Raw genomic sequence first — 16,172 nt, 5'->3', positions numbered from 1 at the left:
ACAAATTATGAATCTGATTCAAGCTCTGACTCAAGAACAACTTCGCAAAGATATCCCGAGCTTCCGTCCTGGCGACACTTTGAAAGTGCACGTTAAGGTTATCGAGGGAACTCGCGAGCGTATCCAGTTGTTCGAAGGCGTAGTCATCAAACGTAAAGGCGGCGGTATCGCTGAAACTTTCACCGTTCGTAAGATCTCTTACGGCGTAGGCGTTGAAAGAACGTTCCCGATCAACTCGCCAAAACTCGACAAAATCGAAGTCGTGCGCCACGGTAAAGTGCGTCGTGCGAAACTGTACTACCTGCGCGAACTGCGCGGTAAAGCAGCAAGAATTAAAGAAATTCGTCGTTAATCTTCCCTCGCGGAAGTCTAAGCGAACGAAAAATGGGGAGCTTGGAAACAAGCTCCTTTCGTTTTATTCTCAAAAGCGATTCATAGGTAAAAAGGGACGTATTAGCCCCGTAAAATATGAGCATTTCTCAAAACCGGCTGGATCCAGTACCTTTTCAAGGCACGGATGTGCGGTTTTGCAAAATGCTGATGTTTGGATATCAAGCGTAAGGAGAGGGCTATCCATGGAAGAAAACGTAAACCGCCCTGCAGCGGAAGAAGCGCCTAACAATCCGAAAAACAAAGTGAAAAGCGAGACGCTCGAATGGGTAAAAGCCATCGCCATTGCATTAGTGTTGGTGTTTGTCATCCGCTGGCTGCTGTTCGCGCCTTATATGGTTGATGGTTCCTCGATGCAACCGAATTTCCATGATGGCGAACGCGTCATCGTCAACAAGATTTTGTACGACATCCGTGCTCCGAAAAAAGACGAGGTTATCGTATTCAAAGTTCCTTCCGAAGATAACAAAGAGTTTATCAAACGTGTTATTGCTTTGCCGGGCGATACCGTTAAGGTCGAAGGCGACGAGGTTACGGTCAACGGTGAAGTGATCGAAGAACCGTACATCCAGGGTGTTCTTGATCAGGCGCACGCCAACGGCGAGACGTATAACAACAATACGAATTTCCCGAATGCGACATTCCCTGACGGCACCGTGCCTGAAGGTCACGTATTCGTGATGGGCGACAATCGTCCAAATAGCAAAGACAGCCGAATGATCGGTTACGTCCCTTACAGCGACATTACCGGCCGGGCCGACCTGGTCTTCTGGCCGTTCAGCGAAATGCATATCGTCAATCATTAGCATGACCGTGCCGGAATCCGTTCCGTTTTCCGGCCGTTAGGAGAGGTGAAATACCGTTATGACCATTCAATGGTTCCCCGGTCACATGACTCGTGCACGGAGACAGATCGAAGCGAAGCTGGGTTTGATCGATCTTGCGATCGAATTGCTTGACGCCCGCTTGCCGCTGTCCAGCCGCAACCCGATGATCGGAGACATTCTCAAGGACAAGCCCAGGCTGATTTTGTTGAACAAGTCCGACTTGGCTGATCCCGAAGTTACGAAAAGATGGATCGAATACTTCCGCGAGGAAGGCCACTTGGCCATCGAGACGGATACGCCCGGAGGTCGCGGCGTCAAAGACATCTCGGTGTATGCGAAACAGCTGCTCAAGGAAAAGATCGATCGTCAGATTGCGAAAGGCATGAATCCTCGTGCGATTCGTGGACTGATCGTCGGTATCCCGAACGTGGGCAAGTCGACCTTGATCAACAAACTGGCCGGCAAAAGCATCGCGGAGACGGGAGATCGTCCAGGCGTAACGAAAGGCCAACAGTGGATCAAAATCGGCAAGGAAATGGAACTTCTCGATACGCCGGGGATTTTGTGGCCGAAGTTCGATGACCAAAACGTGGGTATGAAGCTCGCAGTGACCGGAGCGATTAAAGAAGACGTACTGAACGTGGAGGAAGTGACGTTCTTTGCGATCAAGTATTGCGCGGAGCATTATTGGGACCGCTTGTCCGAGCGTTACGCGCTTGGCGAACGTCCGACCGTTTTTGACGATCCGGACGAAATTGTACACATTATGGAAGAAATCGGACGTAAACGCGGCTGTATCATGAGCGGCGGCCGGGTCGATCTGACCAAGGCATCGGTATTATTCTTGCGCGATCTTCGTTCGGGCAAATTGGGCCGCTTCTCTTTGGAAGAGCCTTTCTAAGCATTGGATACAGGAAACATGAGCCGTGCAGGCAGCGCGGGATTGGATCGCCGAGCAGTTCGGCGATCCTTTTTGCATAACGGGAACGGAGGAAAACATTATGCCAAGAGCCAAAAAGAGTGAAGAAACGACGAAGGCACCCAGTAAGCCCAAAAAGATCAAGATTGAAGTCGATCGTCTGCTTTTAGAAAAAGAACTGTGGGCGGAAGGTTTTGAACATATTGCAGGGGTGGACGAAGTCGGTCGCGGTTGTATGTTTGGCGATGTCGTGGCTGCGGCGGTCATTTTGCCTACCGGGCTTAAAATTGAGGGAATCGATGATTCGAAGAAATTATCGGAGAAAAAGCGGGATGAACTTTATGAGATCATCTTGCGCGAAGCGGTTGCCGTTGGCGTGGGGCGTGTCGACCCGAAGACCATTGATCAGATCAATATTAAGCAGGCGTCTCGTTTGGCCATGAAGATGGCTGTAGAAGCCTTGACGCAGCAGCCGGATGCGCTGTTGGTGGATGCGGAGAGCATTCAAGCGGATCTTCCGCAGCGGGCGATTATCAAAGGGGACTCGCTCAGCCAGAGTATCGGAGCCGCTTCGATCATCGCGAAGGTCACGCGGGATCGGCTTTGCGCAGGCGAATGGGAACAGGATTACCCGGGGTATGGCATTGCGGTACATAAAGGCTACGGAACGGCCGTGCACCGCGAGAAAATTTTGGAGCTGGGGATCAGCGATCTGCACCGTCATAGTTTTTTGGTTAAAATGAAGGCGGAGTATGAGCAGCTGCGCTGATCGGACTTTTGCAAACGAGCATAAACGCTTCTTATTATAAGAGGCGTTTTTTCCGATATATCAGTCATAAGGGAGAAATCCGACTACAAAGCAGCAGTTAGAGAGGTGAGCGAGATGAACATCGGTTCGTTGTTTAAAAGTATGATCGGAGATGCCAAGCCGGGTGAAGCCAAGCAAGTGGATCTGCGTGCCGGGCAAGTGGTTAGAGGCGTAGTCCAATCGGTATCGGAAGACGGCAAGGAGGCGGTTGTTCAGATCCAGGGCGTAAAGGTTAATGCGAAGCTGGAGACGCCTTTGCAGGCCGGACAAACGGCTTTTATGGAAGTTCAGCCTGCCGCCGAAGACGGCTCGATCGTGATGAAGCCTGTTGCGGCCCCTCCGGGTGCAGCCGCGGGTGCGCAATCGATGGAAGATACATTGAAACAACTGGGAATGCCGGATAATAAGCAAAACCGCGAGATGGTTCGCATGATGCAGCAGGCAGAAATTCCGATGACCAAGGAAAATGCTGCTGAAGTACGCAATATGCTTGCGCAGAAGCCGGCTTCTGTCGATGCTCAGCAATGGGTGCGTTCGATCGGGATTTTACAGCAAAGAGGACTGCCGATTACGCCTCAGAGCGTATCGGGAATGCAGCAGGCCGTATTCGGCGCTCCGGCTTCCGCCGTATTGCAAAATCTTGGACAGCAGGTTGCCGCGGCACTGGCGCAGTTGGGCGAAGGAGCGGGTGAAGGAACAGCTTTGCCGGGTCGCGGATTAAGTGCTCCGCAGTTGGGAGCCGCTTCGGGACAGGCCGCTACCGGAACTGCCGGGGCTTTGCCGACTAACGGGCAAAATGTCTCGGGTAATGCGGCAACCGGCAATGCAAACCCTATTTCTGCTGCGGCTGCGGGCTTGACGACGAATGCGACATCGCCGGAAGACGGGAACCCGGCGCAGATTCGTAACGCTACCCAAGCGGCTGCGGGCGCGACTTCGGCTGCTGGAGATTCCGCTGCACCGGAGGCCGCGCAAACGACAGGTGCAGCTAAAGCGGCGGAGCGCACGACTTCCGCTGCCACAGGCGTGAATCAAACTCCAACGGGGAACACCGCGCAGCAGGCCTTGCAAGGACAAGGCTCAACTGCTGCACAGGCAGAGGCAACTGGTCGGAATGCCGGAGCATCGGAATTGCCGCAAACGGATGCCGCTTTGCTGCGTAAAATACAGACGCTGCTCGGCGAACTGCGCACGGCTGCTGCAGGCAGCACGGAGAACGCAAATGCGGCAGCCGCCCGGAATGGTCAAACCACTGCGCAGGCAGACGCGGCGGATGCCGGACCATGGGTGGGGCGTCTGCTTAAAATGTTGGGTGCCGAGCACGAACAGCAGACTGCGCGTTCCACATTGTTAAATACGCCGACTTCTATACCGACGCAAGCGGCAGCAAACAGTACTCCATTACCGCAGTCTGCACCACCTGCTTCTCCGTCTCCGGCTGCCGCTCAAACGGCAGCGCAGCTTGCGCAGACTTCAGCGGCGCAGACCCAGCAAGGAGCAGCAGCCAATGCGGCTTCCGCGGCTGCTGCAGCCGCGACAAACGCAGAGGTTCGCCCCGAAGACTCCGCTGCTGTCCGAAATGCCGCCGATCAGGCGCTGCGCGCGGTACAAGGTGAGGCGATGCGTACGGATGGTGCCGCGACTGCGGATAACCGAGCGGCTGCCCAAACGCCTGCCGCGCAGCAGTCCGTCGCAGAAGTACGCGAGACGCTGAAATCTCTCTTGTTGCAGTTGTCTGCTTCCGATTCGCTGCCTGCTGGCCTAAAGGATGCGGCACAGCAAGCGGTCCAGCAAATGACGGGACAACAGCTGCTGCTGAACACCGATCGTACGGCGCCTTTTGCCCAAGTCACGATGTTTCTCCCGTTCGTAGGCCCGGATGGTAATCAGACGGCATCTGTACAGATCGAATCTCGTCGAGGACCCAAAGGAGAGCTTGACGCGTCCAACTGCCGTCTATGGTTCGATTTGGATATGAAGTCGTTAGGGCGTACGTTGATCGACGTCCAAGTGGCGGACCGTAAAGTCAGCCTTAATTTCCGCAATGACGAAGACTGGGCACGGCCTCTGCTGGAAGCGGGGCAACCTCAAATCGCTTCGGCATTTGAAGCGGCGGGTTACCAGTTGTTGGCTCTGCGCACGGATGCTTTGCCTGAGCGCAGCATGGAAAGCAACGGAGAGTCCGGAACGTCGCTATCGTATGCTCCGCCTGCGTATCGGGGAGTGGACGTGAAAATATGAAAGAAACCAAATCCGAAGAGACGGCCCGCAAACGCGCAGTCGCACTCAAATACGCGCCGGAGCAGATGTCCGCTCCGGTCGTTGTGGCAAAAGGCAGCGGCAGTATCGCGGAATCCATTCTAGCACGGGCCCAAGAAGCGGGGGTTCCGATTCAAGAAGATGCAGCCTTGGTCGAAGTGTTGTCCAAGTTGGATCTGGATCAACAAATCCCTGCCGAGTTGTACGGGCTTGTCGCCGAGTTGCTTTCGTTCGTATATCGCAGCGATCGCGAAGCCGGGAGGCGAAAAGGACTATGAGCGAATCGTCAAAAACAAAGCCGTCCACAACCGTGGACGGCTCGGCTATACATAAGAAGATCGTATCTCCCACGCGCAAAGACAAAGGTAAAGCGGCCGAAGAAGCGGCGGCTTCCTATTTGCAACAGCAAGGCTGGCGTATTATCGAGCGCAACTGGAGCTGCCGCTCCGGCGAACTGGATATGATTGCGGAGCAGGGAGAGATTTTGTTGTTTGTTGAAGTGCGGAGTCGGAGCGGGCTAGGCTACGGAATGCCGGCCGAGTCGATCGACGCACGCAAAATCCAACAAGTCAGACGAACCGCTGAAGTTTATCTGCATCGCTTTGGAATCTCGGATCGGCCGATTCGTTTCGATGCCGTTGCGGTTATGTTGGGGCGTGATTTGGAGATTCGATCATTGAAGCATATTGAAGACGCGTTTTGACAGACTGCGGATTGCCGATCGCCGCATAAAAAGGAGTTGTCCTTATCACAGGACAACTCCTTTTTATTTCTATTGGTCTATTCCCGCATTCTCCGATCCATCTGCCGATATTGAAGCGCCTCCGCAATATGCTCGGTACGAATTTCATTCGAATCTTCCAAGTCGGCAATCGTTAGAGCCAGCTTCAAGATGCGATCGCGCGAGCGCATGCTCAGCCCTAATGCGCTAATGGCGGTATCGAGTAAAACTTGTGCCTCACGGCCCGGATTCGCATGTTTGCGCAGCAAGGCTCCGCTTAATTGACTGTTGCACTCCACGTTTAACGAACGATAGCGCGTTTTTTGGCGCTCAGAAGCGAACAAAACTCGTTCACGAAGTTCGACGGAAGAGGAGCCTGGACGGATGAGATCGCTAGGCGGCGGCTGAGGAACCTCGACCTGCATATCGATGCGGTCGAGCAACGGACCTGAAATCCGGCTGCGGTAACGCAGGATCGTCGACGGCGAACAGGAACAGGCGGATTGACCGTTCTCATCGAGACCGCCGCCGCAAGGGCAGGGGTTCATGGAGCAGGCCAGCATGAAGTGTGCGGGAAAAGTGAAAGCGGCCCGTGCGCGACTGATCGTTACCGTTCGGTCTTCAAGCGGCTGTCGCAGTACTTCCAGCGCGCCGCGCGAAAATTCCGGCAGTTCATCCAGAAATAATATGCCTCTGTGGGCCAGACTCACCTCGCCGGGTCGCGGGATCGAACCTCCGCCTGCCAGTCCCGAGGGAGAAATCGTATGATGCGGCGCACGAAACGGACGACGCCGCACAAGGCCGTGCCTAATATGATTCAGCCGCCCGGCGGCACTAAGAATTTTGGTGGCTTCAAGCGCTTCGTTCTCGGAAAGATCGGTCATGATACCGGGCAGGCGTTTGATCAACATCGTTTTTCCGGTGCCCGGAGGTCCCGAAAGCAAGATATTATGCATACCGGCCGCGGCGATCGTCAGTGCCCGCTTGGCATGCTCCTGACCCAGCACATCGGCATAGTCGTCATGCGTTGCCGGGAAGATACTTGATTCTTCGGACGCGATGTGCGCGTAACGAAGGCCGTCGGCGTCAAATTCGTACCGTTTTTCTTTTCCGGCAGATAACTCTTCGCGTTGCGATTCCGGTACCAGCATACGCAAATGAGGCAGCGAATAGACCGTCAACCCGTTTACCAATGAAGCTTCGTCCGCATTGGCAGAAGCAGTCACGATCGCGTCGAACCCTTGTCTGCGCGCGCAATCGGCCATAGCCAATACGCCCGGCACCGGACGCAAGGAGCCGTCAAGCGACAGCTCGCCGACCGCGATCAATCGACTGCCTGCCGGCAAAGCAAGCTGTTCATCCGTCAGTAAAATGCCGAGCGCAATCGCCAAATCAAGCGAAGAGCCTTCCTTGCGCAAATCCGCAGGAGCCAGATTGATGGTGACGCGTCGACTCGGAAACCGAAAGCCGCAATTTTTGAGCGCCGCCTTGACCCGGTCCGTCGATTCGCGAATCGCGGAGTCCGGCAATCCGATGATCGTCGTCTGCGGCAGCCCGTTCGTAATATCGACTTCAACTTCTACAATGACGCCGTCGACGCCGTACAAGCAAGCGCTATAACTTTTTCCGTACATAACAAAACACACCTCATTTTCTGAAATAGCGGACAATCCGCCAGACCGAAAAAGGGTGCTTCCTCTTTTTCCGAATCGTTTAATAACGCATAGTTTTATTCTAAGCGCAACGTTTTGAAAGTCAAGATATGCCGTATGCAAGTTTTTTCATGAATTCGACCCAAACGTATTTACAACAATCAAATTTAATGCGATTATGTTTGTAAGCGATTTTCGGAAAAAAACCAGTAGTTAACGGGAGGAGTGCGCAGAATGGGCAAAGTCAATGAATATCCGCAGCTTCAGTTGGACAATATGCTGTGCTTCTCGATTTATGCCAGCTCGCGCGAGATCACGAAGATGTACCAGCCCTATTTGGAACAATTGGGCGTGACCTACTCGCAGTATCTCGTGTTGATCGTATTATGGGAGCAGGATGAACGGACGGTGAAGGAGCTTGGCGAAGAATTGTTCCTGGATTCGGGGACGCTGACGCCGCTGCTCAAAAGATTGGAAGCCGCAGGGCTTGTGGAACGTAACCGTTCAACCGAGGACGAGCGCAAAGTTTTTATTTCGCTGACGAAAAAAGGCCGCGCGTTGCAAGATCAGGCCGCGCATATTCCGGAATGCATGGCGCGTGATCTGCGTATGGACGTGCCGGAATTTGTGGAACTGCTCGGCAGATTCCAAAATTTGCTGGCGCGAGCGCATGACGTGAACGTTTCTTCTTCGGGCAAATAAGCAACGCATACTTGAAGACACGCCCTAAATTTCCGAAAACCGAAAGCCTTCGAGGCTTTCGGTTTTTTTGTCGGAAATACATGAACTCTGTATCCTGCATGCTTTGCGCCCGTTTGAAAAATGTCGAAAAAAGCGGAATAGTTCGAATTTTAAGAAAGCGTTTCAATTTTGTTTGCCAGTCGTGCTATAATGGTTGAGGTTGTACTTTTCTGCCTGGCAACCCGCCTGGTGCGAGCCAATTTGATAGGAGGATTCACGAATGAATATCCATGAATATCAAGGCAAAGAAGTTTTGCAGCAGTACGGAGTAACCGTGCCTCGCGGCAAGGTAGCGTTCAGCGCGGCGGAAGCCGTAGACGCAGCCCGCGAACTCGGAACTCCGATCGTCGTCGTAAAAGCGCAGATCCACGCGGGCGGACGCGGTAAGGCCGGAGGGGTCAAAGTGGCCAAAAGCCTGGATGAAGTACGTACTTATGCCGAAGAATTGATCGGCAAAGTGCTCGTTACCCACCAGACAGGCCCGGAAGGCAAAGAAATCAAGCGGCTTCTGATTGAAGAAGGCTGCGATATCAAGAAGGAATATTATGTAGGCGTCGTTGTGGACCGGGGAACCGGCAGCGTCGTGCTGATGGCTTCTGAAGAAGGCGGAACGGAAATCGAGGAAGTTGCGGCCGCAACGCCCGAAAAGATTTTCCGCGAAGTGGTCGACCCGGCCGTAGGACTTCAGCCGTTCCAGGCTCGTCGTCTGGCGTACGCGATTAATATTCCGAAAGAGCTGGTCAACAAAGCTGCTAAGTTCATGTTGGCCCTGTATGAAGCGTTCGTGGATAAGGACTGCTCGATCGCGGAGATTAATCCGCTAGTCGTCACAGGCGACGGCGATGTCATTGCGCTCGATGCCAAGCTGAACTTTGATTCGAACTCGTTATTCCGTCATAAAGATATTTTGGCGCTTCGCGACCTCGATGAAGAGGACGAGAAGGAAATCGCCGCATCCAAATTCGACCTGAGCTACATCGCTCTTGACGGCAACATCGGTTGCATGGTCAACGGTGCGGGTTTGGCGATGGCAACGATGGATATCATCAAATACTACGGCGGCGAACCCGCCAACTTCCTGGACGTAGGGGGCGGTGCGACGAAGGAGAAAGTAACTGAAGCCTTCAAGATCATTTTGTCCGACCCGGAAGTCAAAGGGATCTTTATCAACATCTTCGGTGGGATCATGCGTTGTGATGTAATCGCGGACGGTGTGGTTGAAGCGGCCAAGCAAATCAAGCTGGAAAAACCACTCGTTGTACGTCTCGAAGGCACGAACGTCGACCTCGGCAAAAAGATTCTGAACGAATCGGGACTTAATATCGTGTCGGCAGACTCGATGGCCGATGGCGCGAAACGAATCGTGGAGCTGGTATAGTCGACGGAATCAACGCAGCAGTGCCTTGTCGGAATTTTAACGCTGACAAGCTACTAGATTTCACAAACTGACTTTAAACGGAGGATGTGGACTGGCATGAGCATTCTGGTGGATAAAAATACGAAAGTCATTACGCAGGGGATTACGGGCGAGACGGGGCTTTTCCATACCAAGGGCGCTTTGGAATACGGCACGCAGATGGTTGGCGGCGTAACCCCGGGCAAAGGCGGCACTAACGTTGAAATCACGCTTGAAAACGGCAGCTCCGTGAAGCTTCCGGTGTTCAACACTGTAAATGACGCAGTTAAAGAAACAGGTGCGACGGCTAGCGTAATCTATGTACCGCCTGCATTTGCCGCGGATTCCATCATGGAAGCGATCGACGCCGAACTTGAACTTGTGATCTGTATTACCGAAGGCATTCCGGTGCTGGACATGGTCAAGGTCAAGCGTTATCTCGAAGGCAAAAAGACGGTGCTGATCGGACCGAACTGCCCGGGCGTCATTACGCCGGAAGCGTGCAAAATCGGCATCATGCCGGGGTATATCCATAAAGCGGGCAAAGTAGGCGTCGTTTCTCGCAGCGGAACGCTTACTTATGAAGCCGTGCACCAATTGACCACGCGCGGCATCGGTCAATCTACGGCGGTCGGGATCGGCGGCGACCCGGTTAAGGGTTCGGAATTCATCGATATCCTGAAGCTCTTTAATGAAGACGAAGGCACGCAAGCGGTGGTGATGATCGGCGAGATCGGCGGCACGGCAGAGGAAGAAGCCGCCGAATGGATCAAAGCCAACATGACCAAACCCGTCGTCGGCTTCATCGGCGGTGCTACGGCTCCTCCGGGGAAACGGATGGGGCACGCGGGTGCCATCATTTCGGGCGGCAAAGGTACGGCTGCGGAGAAAATCGCCAAGCTGGAGGAGTGCGGGATTCGCGTCGCTCCGACTCCGGCCGAAATGGGTGCGACTCTCGTAGCCGTACTTGAAGAACGAGGCGTGCTTGAAACGTTTACAGCCGGTTGATTCGTTGGCGTTTTTCTGGCACAATGGCAAGGTGAAAGTTTAATTTAGAACTGAACGGAACCAAGGCAGGCAGCCTTTCTTTCCCCATGGGGAGGAAGGGCTGCTTTTTGCGTTTTTCGGGCAGTAACTGGAAGCAGGAGAGGTGAAGTAGTCATGAAACACGAATGGTCGCCGGAAGCGCTATGGATTATGGCCTTGCATGAGACGACAGGAATCGGTTGGCAGAGTATCCATACATTGATGAGAATCGTTTGGCATAAAGGGATTCCTTTTGACGAACTTTTTCGGATTCCTGAGCAGACCTGGTTGGCACTGGGTGCGCAAGTCAAGCTGGCGAAAGCAGCGGGGAATATTAGACTTGAAGAAGCTCGTGAACGTCTTGGACGATTACGGCAGCGCGGGATCGAACCGATGTCTTACTTCGACGAGGCATATCCTACTTTAATGAAGGAATCCGCCAAGCCGCCCTGGATGCTCTACACGATCGGACGTCGGGAATTGCTAAAGGATTTTAGTATTGCGATTGTCGGGACAAGATCGCCGACCGCTTACGGACGGGTCGTTTGCGAACGGATAGCAGGGGCATTGGCGGAAAACGGAGTTTGCCTCGTCAGCGGAATGGCTCGGGGCATCGACGGTTACAGCCACCGCGAAGCACTTCGCCGGGGCGGCGCAACAATTGCGGTGCTGGGTGCGGGCGTCGATGTCGCCTATCCGCCCGAACATAATCATTTGCACCGGGAGATTGCGGAGCAAGGGCTGATCGTATCCGAATCCCCTCCGGGCACGCGTCCTTCGCCGGGACTGTTCCCGCTGCGCAACCGGATCATTGCCGGGTTGTCGAGAGGGGTATTGATTGTCGAAGCCGCGGAAAAAAGCGGTTCGCTGATTACGGGCGATTATGCGCTCGATTGCGGCCGGGACGTCTTCGCCGTGCCGGGTCCCGTAACCTCGCCGAAGAGCTTGGGAACTTTGCAATTGATTAAAAACGGAGCAAAACCCTGTGCCGACGCTAACGACATTTTGGAGGAGTATACGCATCTGTTCGTTCCGTCTACGCCAAGAGCCGCAAAAAAAGAGGTACATGAAAAATTGACAAAAGAGGAGCGGAAGATATACGTTATATTGGAGCAAGGGGATGCGAGTATCGATGAGCTTCAACGGAAAACATCTTGGGATTTTGGACTTTTACATTCCGTTCTGCTATCGTTAGTCATAAAAAGTCAGGTGAAATCGCTCTCCGGAGCCGTATATGCATGGATCGGGGAACCGGTCCGCTGACCTCATCCTTATACCTACTACCTTTATTTATATTCTATGGAAGCAATTGAAGAATAGGCGCGGTTCAGGGCAGGGGGCTCGGAAAGCCGCGCTTGCATAACTTGAGAGGAGGACGAACCTATGGCGGATTCGCTCGTCATCGTGGAATCGCCTGCAAAGGCTAAAACGATCGGCAAATACTTAGGCAGCAAATTTATCGTCAAAGCATCAATGGGGCATATTCGGGATCTGCCGAAAAGCCAGATCGGTGTTGATGTGGAAAACGAATTCAATCCGAAATACATTACCATCCGCGGAAAAGGCTCTATCCTGAAAGAACTTAAGGATGCCAGCAAAAAAGTCAAAAAAGTCTATCTCGCAGCCGACCCGGATCGCGAAGGAGAAGCAATTGCATGGCATTTGGCGCATGCGCTCGACATCGATAACGTTCAGGATTGCCGCGTCGTATTTAACGAGATTACGAAGCAGGCCGTGAAGGATGCATTCAAGACGCCGCGTCCGATCAATATGGATCTGGTTAACGCGCAACAGGCACGCCGTATCCTCGACCGTCTGGTCGGTTACAAGATCAGCCCGCTGCTTTGGAAAAAAGTCAAAAAAGGATTGTCTGCCGGACGCGTACAATCGGTTGCGGTTAAGCTCATCATTGATCGGGAAAACGAAATCTCCGAGTTTGTTCCGGAAGAGTATTGGAGCATTACGGCTCGCCTTGCGGTTAAAGGCAACGACTTCGAAGCGAAATTCCATCAGTTGAACGGTGCCAAAAAGGAACTTCACAGCGAGCAGGATGTCAAAGAAGTACTGGCCGCCTTCGAAGGAAAGGATTTTGTCGTAGGCGAAGTGAAAGAGAAAGAACGCCAGCGTCATCCGTCCCCTCCGTTTACGACAAGCTCACTGCAACAGGAGGCCGCGCGCAAGCTGAACTTCAGAGCGGCCAAAACGATGTCGGTCGCTCAGCAGCTTTATGAAGGCATCGATCTCGGCAAAGAAGGCACTGTCGGTCTGATTACGTATATGCGTACCGATTCCACGCGGATCGCAGGCAGCGCGCAGGAAGAAGCGAAAGCTTTTATCGGTGAACGCTACGGCGAAGAATTCGCTCCCGAAACGCCGCGCCAATATTCGAAAAAATCGGCAGGCGCCCAGGACGCGCACGAAGCGGTTCGTCCGACTTCGATCGCCCGTGATCCGGAATCCGTCAAAACGTTCATGAGCCGCGATCAATTCCGTTTGTACAAACTGGTTTGGGAACGCTTTGTCGCCAGCCAGATGTCTTCTGCCGTGCTGGATACGCTATCGGTCGATATTGCCGCAGGCGATGCGACGTTCCGCGCCGTCGGCTCGAAAGTGCGTTTCCAAGGTTTTATGAAAGTTTATGTGGAAGGCAATGACGACGGAAGCGTGGAAGAAGACAAGTTCCTCCCGGCACTTGCCAAAGGCGATCATCTCGAACGCAAAGAGATCGAGCCGAAGCAGCACTTCACGCAGCCGCCGCCCCGTTATACGGAAGCCCGACTGGTTAAGACGCTGGAAGAGCTCGGAATCGGACGCCCGAGTACGTATGCGCCAACGCTCGAAACCATTCAAAAACGCGGCTATGTCGCGATTGAAGAGAAAAAGTTCGTTCCGACGGAGCTTGGCGAGCTAATCAACGAGCAAATGGAAGAGTTTTTCCCCGAGATTCTGAATGCCGAGTTTACCGCCCAGATGGAAGCAAATCTTGACCATGTGGAAGAAGGCGACGAGCAGTGGGTACGCGTGCTTCAGGAGTTCTACGGAACCTTCGAGAAACGGCTTGAGTTTGCGGAAGAAGAAATGAAAGAAATCGAAATTCAGGACGAAGTTTCGGACGAGGTTTGCGATAAATGCGGCAAGCCTATGGTTTATAAAATGGGACGCTTCGGCAAATTCCTGGCCTGTTCGGGCTTCCCGGATTGCCGGAATACTCGTCCGATCGTCAAAAATATCGGCGTCACTTGCCCGAAATGCAAGGAAGGGCATGTGGTCGAACGCCGCAGCAAAAAAGGACGCGTCTTCTACGGCTGCGATCAGTATCCGGAATGCGATTTTGTATCGTGGGACCGCCCGTCCGCCAAGCCTTGCCCGGTCTGCTCTTCGCTGATGATCGAGAAGCGCAGCAAACAGGGAACGAAGTTGCAATGTACGTCATGCGATCATACGGAAGTGTTGGAAGACAACGAAGATACAGCTGAAGGATAAAGCAATAGGGGGAACATGAAGTGAGCAACAATGAAAGTTCGAACACGCAGCGGGTAACGGTAATCGGCGCAGGGTTGGCGGGAAGCGAAGCGGCTTGGCAAATTGCCAGCCGCGGCGTTCCGGTCACGCTTTACGAGATGCGTCCCAAAGTGAAAACGCCGGCGCACCATACGTCTTATTTTGCGGAATTGGTATGCAGCAACTCGCTGCGCGCCAACGGATTTACGGGCGCGGTAGGCGTGTTGAAAGAGGAAATGCGCAGACTGGATTCGCTGGTCATCGGTAAAGCGGATGCGAGCGCGGTCCCGGCAGGCGGCGCTTTGGCCGTTGACCGCGACCTTTTCTCCGGCGGCATTACCCAGGCTCTTAAAGAGCATCCGCTGGTGGACGTTCGCGAAGAAGAAGTGACGGAGATCCCGGAGGACGGCATCACGGTCATTGCAACGGGACCTTTGACTTCTCCGGCACTTTCCGCGCAAATCAAAAGCTTTATGGGCGAAGAGTATTTCTACTTCTATGATGCGGCGGCTCCGATCATCGAAAAAGATTCGATCGATATGGACAAAGTGTATCTGGCTTCCCGTTACGATAAAGGCGAAGCGGCTTACCTGAACTGCCCGATGACCGAAGAAGAATTCGATCGTTTCTACGAAGCATTGATCACGGCCGAAAAAGCGGAACTTAAAGAATTCGAGAAAGAAATCTACTTCGAAGGCTGCATGCCGATCGAAGTGATGATGCAGCGCGGACGCCAAACGGCATTATTCGGACCGATGAAGCCTGTCGGGTTGCCTGATCCGCGCACGGGCAAAATTCCTTTCGCTGTCGTTCAGCTTCGTCAGGATAACGCAGCCGGAACGCTGTACAATCTGGTCGGCTTCCAAACGCACTTGAAGTGGGGCGAGCAAAAGCGCGTATTCCAAATGATTCCGGGACTTGAGAATGTGGACATCGTTCGCTACGGCGTCATGCACCGCAATACATTTATCAATTCGCCGCGGTTGCTTGAGCCGACCTACCAGTGCAAAGCCCGTCCGAACCTATTTTTTGCGGGTCAGATGACCGGCGTTGAAGGGTATGTGGAATCGGCGGCTTCCGGCCTGATTGCCGGTATCAACGCGGCGCATCAAGCTTTGGGACGCGAACCGATCGTATTCCCGGAAGAAACGACGCTCGGAGGCATGGCCCGTTATATCACGGAAGCCGACCCGGAGCATTTCCAACCGATGAACGCAAACTTTGGTCTGTTGCCGAAGCCCGAGAAGAAAATCCGCAACAAAAAAGAAAAAAATGAAGCTTTGGCTATGCGAGCACTCGATAAGCTGGCGGCCTTCACGGAAGAACATTCGTTGAACGCTGTTCGCAATTAATTGTACAGCCCGAATAGGAGGATCACGATGGAGATTTCGTTTCACGCGACGACCATTTGCGCGGTGCGCAAAAACGGCAAGGCGGCTATAGCTGGCGACGGCCAGGTTACGATGGGACAAAATGTCATCATGAAACAACATGCCAAGAAAGTGCGCAGATTGTATCGCGGGCAGATTCTTGCCGGGTTCGCGGGTTCAGTAGGTGATGCGATTACGTTGTTCGAGAAGTTTGAAGCCAAACTGGAGGAGCATCAGGGGAATTTGCAGCGCGCGGCCGTTGAATTGGTCAAGGAATGGCGCACGGATCAAATGCTGCGAAAACTCGAAGCTTTGATGATCGTGATGGACAAAGACGGCATGCTGTTGATTTCGGGAAACGGAGAAATCATCGAACCGGACGACGATATTATCGCGATCGGTTCGGGCGGCAACTTTGCATTGTCGGCCGCTCGCGCGTTGAAGCGTCATGCGGAGATGGATGCAAAAGAGATTGCGCAAGCGTCACTGAAGATTGCGGCCGAGATTTGCGTGTACACGAACGACAACATTATCGTCGAAGAACTTTAATGCCAATTACGGC

The 16,172-nt window shown here is 53.4% G+C and carries 15 protein-coding genes; 14 read left to right on the top strand and 1 reads right to left on the bottom strand.

Features of this window, described 5'->3' with window-relative positions; genetic code table 11:
* The first annotated feature begins 7 nt into the window (after positions 1-7).
* The 7 genes from rplS to SACSAC_RS00570 all read left to right on the top strand — a co-directional run bounded on the left by rplS (position 8) and on the right by SACSAC_RS00570 (position 5,906).
* A complete protein-coding gene (gene rplS, locus SACSAC_RS00600; protein WP_037282428.1) occupies positions 8-352 on the top strand; it encodes a 50S ribosomal protein L19 in 345 nt (114 codons plus the stop codon).
* 223 nt (positions 353-575) lie between these two features.
* Positions 576-1,196, top strand: coding sequence for a signal peptidase I (gene lepB, locus SACSAC_RS00595; protein ID WP_037282422.1), 621 nt, complete (start codon positions 576-578; stop codon positions 1,194-1,196).
* 58 nt (positions 1,197-1,254) lie between these two features.
* Positions 1,255-2,118, top strand: coding sequence for a ribosome biogenesis GTPase YlqF (gene ylqF, locus SACSAC_RS00590; RefSeq protein WP_037282419.1), 864 nt, complete (start codon positions 1,255-1,257; stop codon positions 2,116-2,118).
* 100 nt (positions 2,119-2,218) lie between these two features.
* Positions 2,219-2,905: a ribonuclease HII gene (locus tag SACSAC_RS00585; protein WP_084778378.1), complete on the top strand. Its 687-nt coding sequence runs from the start codon at positions 2,219-2,221 to the stop codon at positions 2,903-2,905.
* A 114-nt stretch (positions 2,906-3,019) separates the two neighbouring features.
* A complete protein-coding gene (locus tag SACSAC_RS00580) occupies positions 3,020-5,185 on the top strand; it encodes a flagellar hook-length control protein FliK (protein ID WP_037282417.1) in 2,166 nt (721 codons plus the stop codon).
* A complete protein-coding gene (locus SACSAC_RS00575; RefSeq protein WP_037282414.1) occupies positions 5,182-5,481 on the top strand; it encodes an EscU/YscU/HrcU family type III secretion system export apparatus switch protein in 300 nt (99 codons plus the stop codon). The genes SACSAC_RS00580 and SACSAC_RS00575 overlap by 4 nt, the downstream gene beginning before the upstream one ends.
* The gene (locus SACSAC_RS00570; RefSeq protein ID WP_084777847.1) at positions 5,478-5,906 is read left to right on the top strand and encodes a YraN family protein; all 429 of its coding nucleotides are present in this window, start codon (positions 5,478-5,480) and stop codon (positions 5,904-5,906) included. Before SACSAC_RS00575 ends, SACSAC_RS00570 begins: the two co-directional genes overlap by 4 nt.
* Before the next feature lie 77 nt (positions 5,907-5,983).
* Here SACSAC_RS00570 and SACSAC_RS00565 read toward each other — a convergent pair whose 3' ends face one another.
* Complete coding sequence (locus tag SACSAC_RS00565) at positions 5,984-7,558, bottom strand: YifB family Mg chelatase-like AAA ATPase (RefSeq protein ID WP_037282412.1); 1,575 nt, start codon at positions 7,556-7,558, stop codon at positions 5,984-5,986.
* Between the two features lie 252 nt (positions 7,559-7,810).
* On the opposite strand from SACSAC_RS00565, the gene SACSAC_RS00560 reads away from it, so the two are divergent.
* From SACSAC_RS00560 to hslV, 7 genes are all read left to right on the top strand, one after another.
* The gene (locus SACSAC_RS00560; protein WP_037282409.1) at positions 7,811-8,278 is read left to right on the top strand and encodes a MarR family winged helix-turn-helix transcriptional regulator; all 468 of its coding nucleotides are present in this window, start codon (positions 7,811-7,813) and stop codon (positions 8,276-8,278) included.
* A gap of 259 nt (positions 8,279-8,537) precedes the next feature.
* Positions 8,538-9,695, top strand: a complete 1,158-nt coding sequence (gene sucC / locus SACSAC_RS00555; protein ID WP_037282407.1) for an ADP-forming succinate--CoA ligase subunit beta — start codon at positions 8,538-8,540, stop codon at positions 9,693-9,695.
* A gap of 96 nt (positions 9,696-9,791) precedes the next feature.
* Positions 9,792-10,721, top strand: coding sequence for a succinate--CoA ligase subunit alpha (gene sucD, locus SACSAC_RS00550; RefSeq protein WP_037282405.1), 930 nt, complete (start codon positions 9,792-9,794; stop codon positions 10,719-10,721).
* A gap of 153 nt (positions 10,722-10,874) precedes the next feature.
* The gene (dprA, locus tag SACSAC_RS00545) at positions 10,875-12,002 is read left to right on the top strand and encodes a DNA-processing protein DprA (protein WP_037282403.1); all 1,128 of its coding nucleotides are present in this window, start codon (positions 10,875-10,877) and stop codon (positions 12,000-12,002) included.
* 120 nt (positions 12,003-12,122) lie between these two features.
* Positions 12,123-14,222 (top strand): type I DNA topoisomerase, encoded by a 2,100-nt coding sequence (topA, locus tag SACSAC_RS00540; protein WP_037282401.1) that lies wholly within the window; start codon positions 12,123-12,125, stop codon positions 14,220-14,222.
* Positions 14,223-14,242: 20 nt separating this feature from the next.
* Positions 14,243-15,592 carry an FADH(2)-oxidizing methylenetetrahydrofolate--tRNA-(uracil(54)-C(5))-methyltransferase TrmFO gene (gene trmFO / locus SACSAC_RS00535; RefSeq protein ID WP_037282399.1) on the top strand — a complete coding sequence of 450 codons (1,350 nt, stop codon included), beginning with the start codon at positions 14,243-14,245 and terminating at the stop codon, positions 15,590-15,592.
* A 27-nt stretch (positions 15,593-15,619) separates the two neighbouring features.
* Positions 15,620-16,159: an ATP-dependent protease subunit HslV gene (gene hslV / locus SACSAC_RS00530; protein WP_037282397.1), complete on the top strand. Its 540-nt coding sequence runs from the start codon at positions 15,620-15,622 to the stop codon at positions 16,157-16,159.
* Positions 16,160-16,172: the final 13 nt, after the last annotated feature.

It is taken from the genome of Saccharibacillus sacchari DSM 19268, assembly GCF_000585395.1.
GTDB lineage: Bacteria > Bacillota > Bacilli > Paenibacillales > Paenibacillaceae > Saccharibacillus > Saccharibacillus sacchari.
This window is presented reverse-complemented; position numbering and strand designations above follow the sequence as displayed.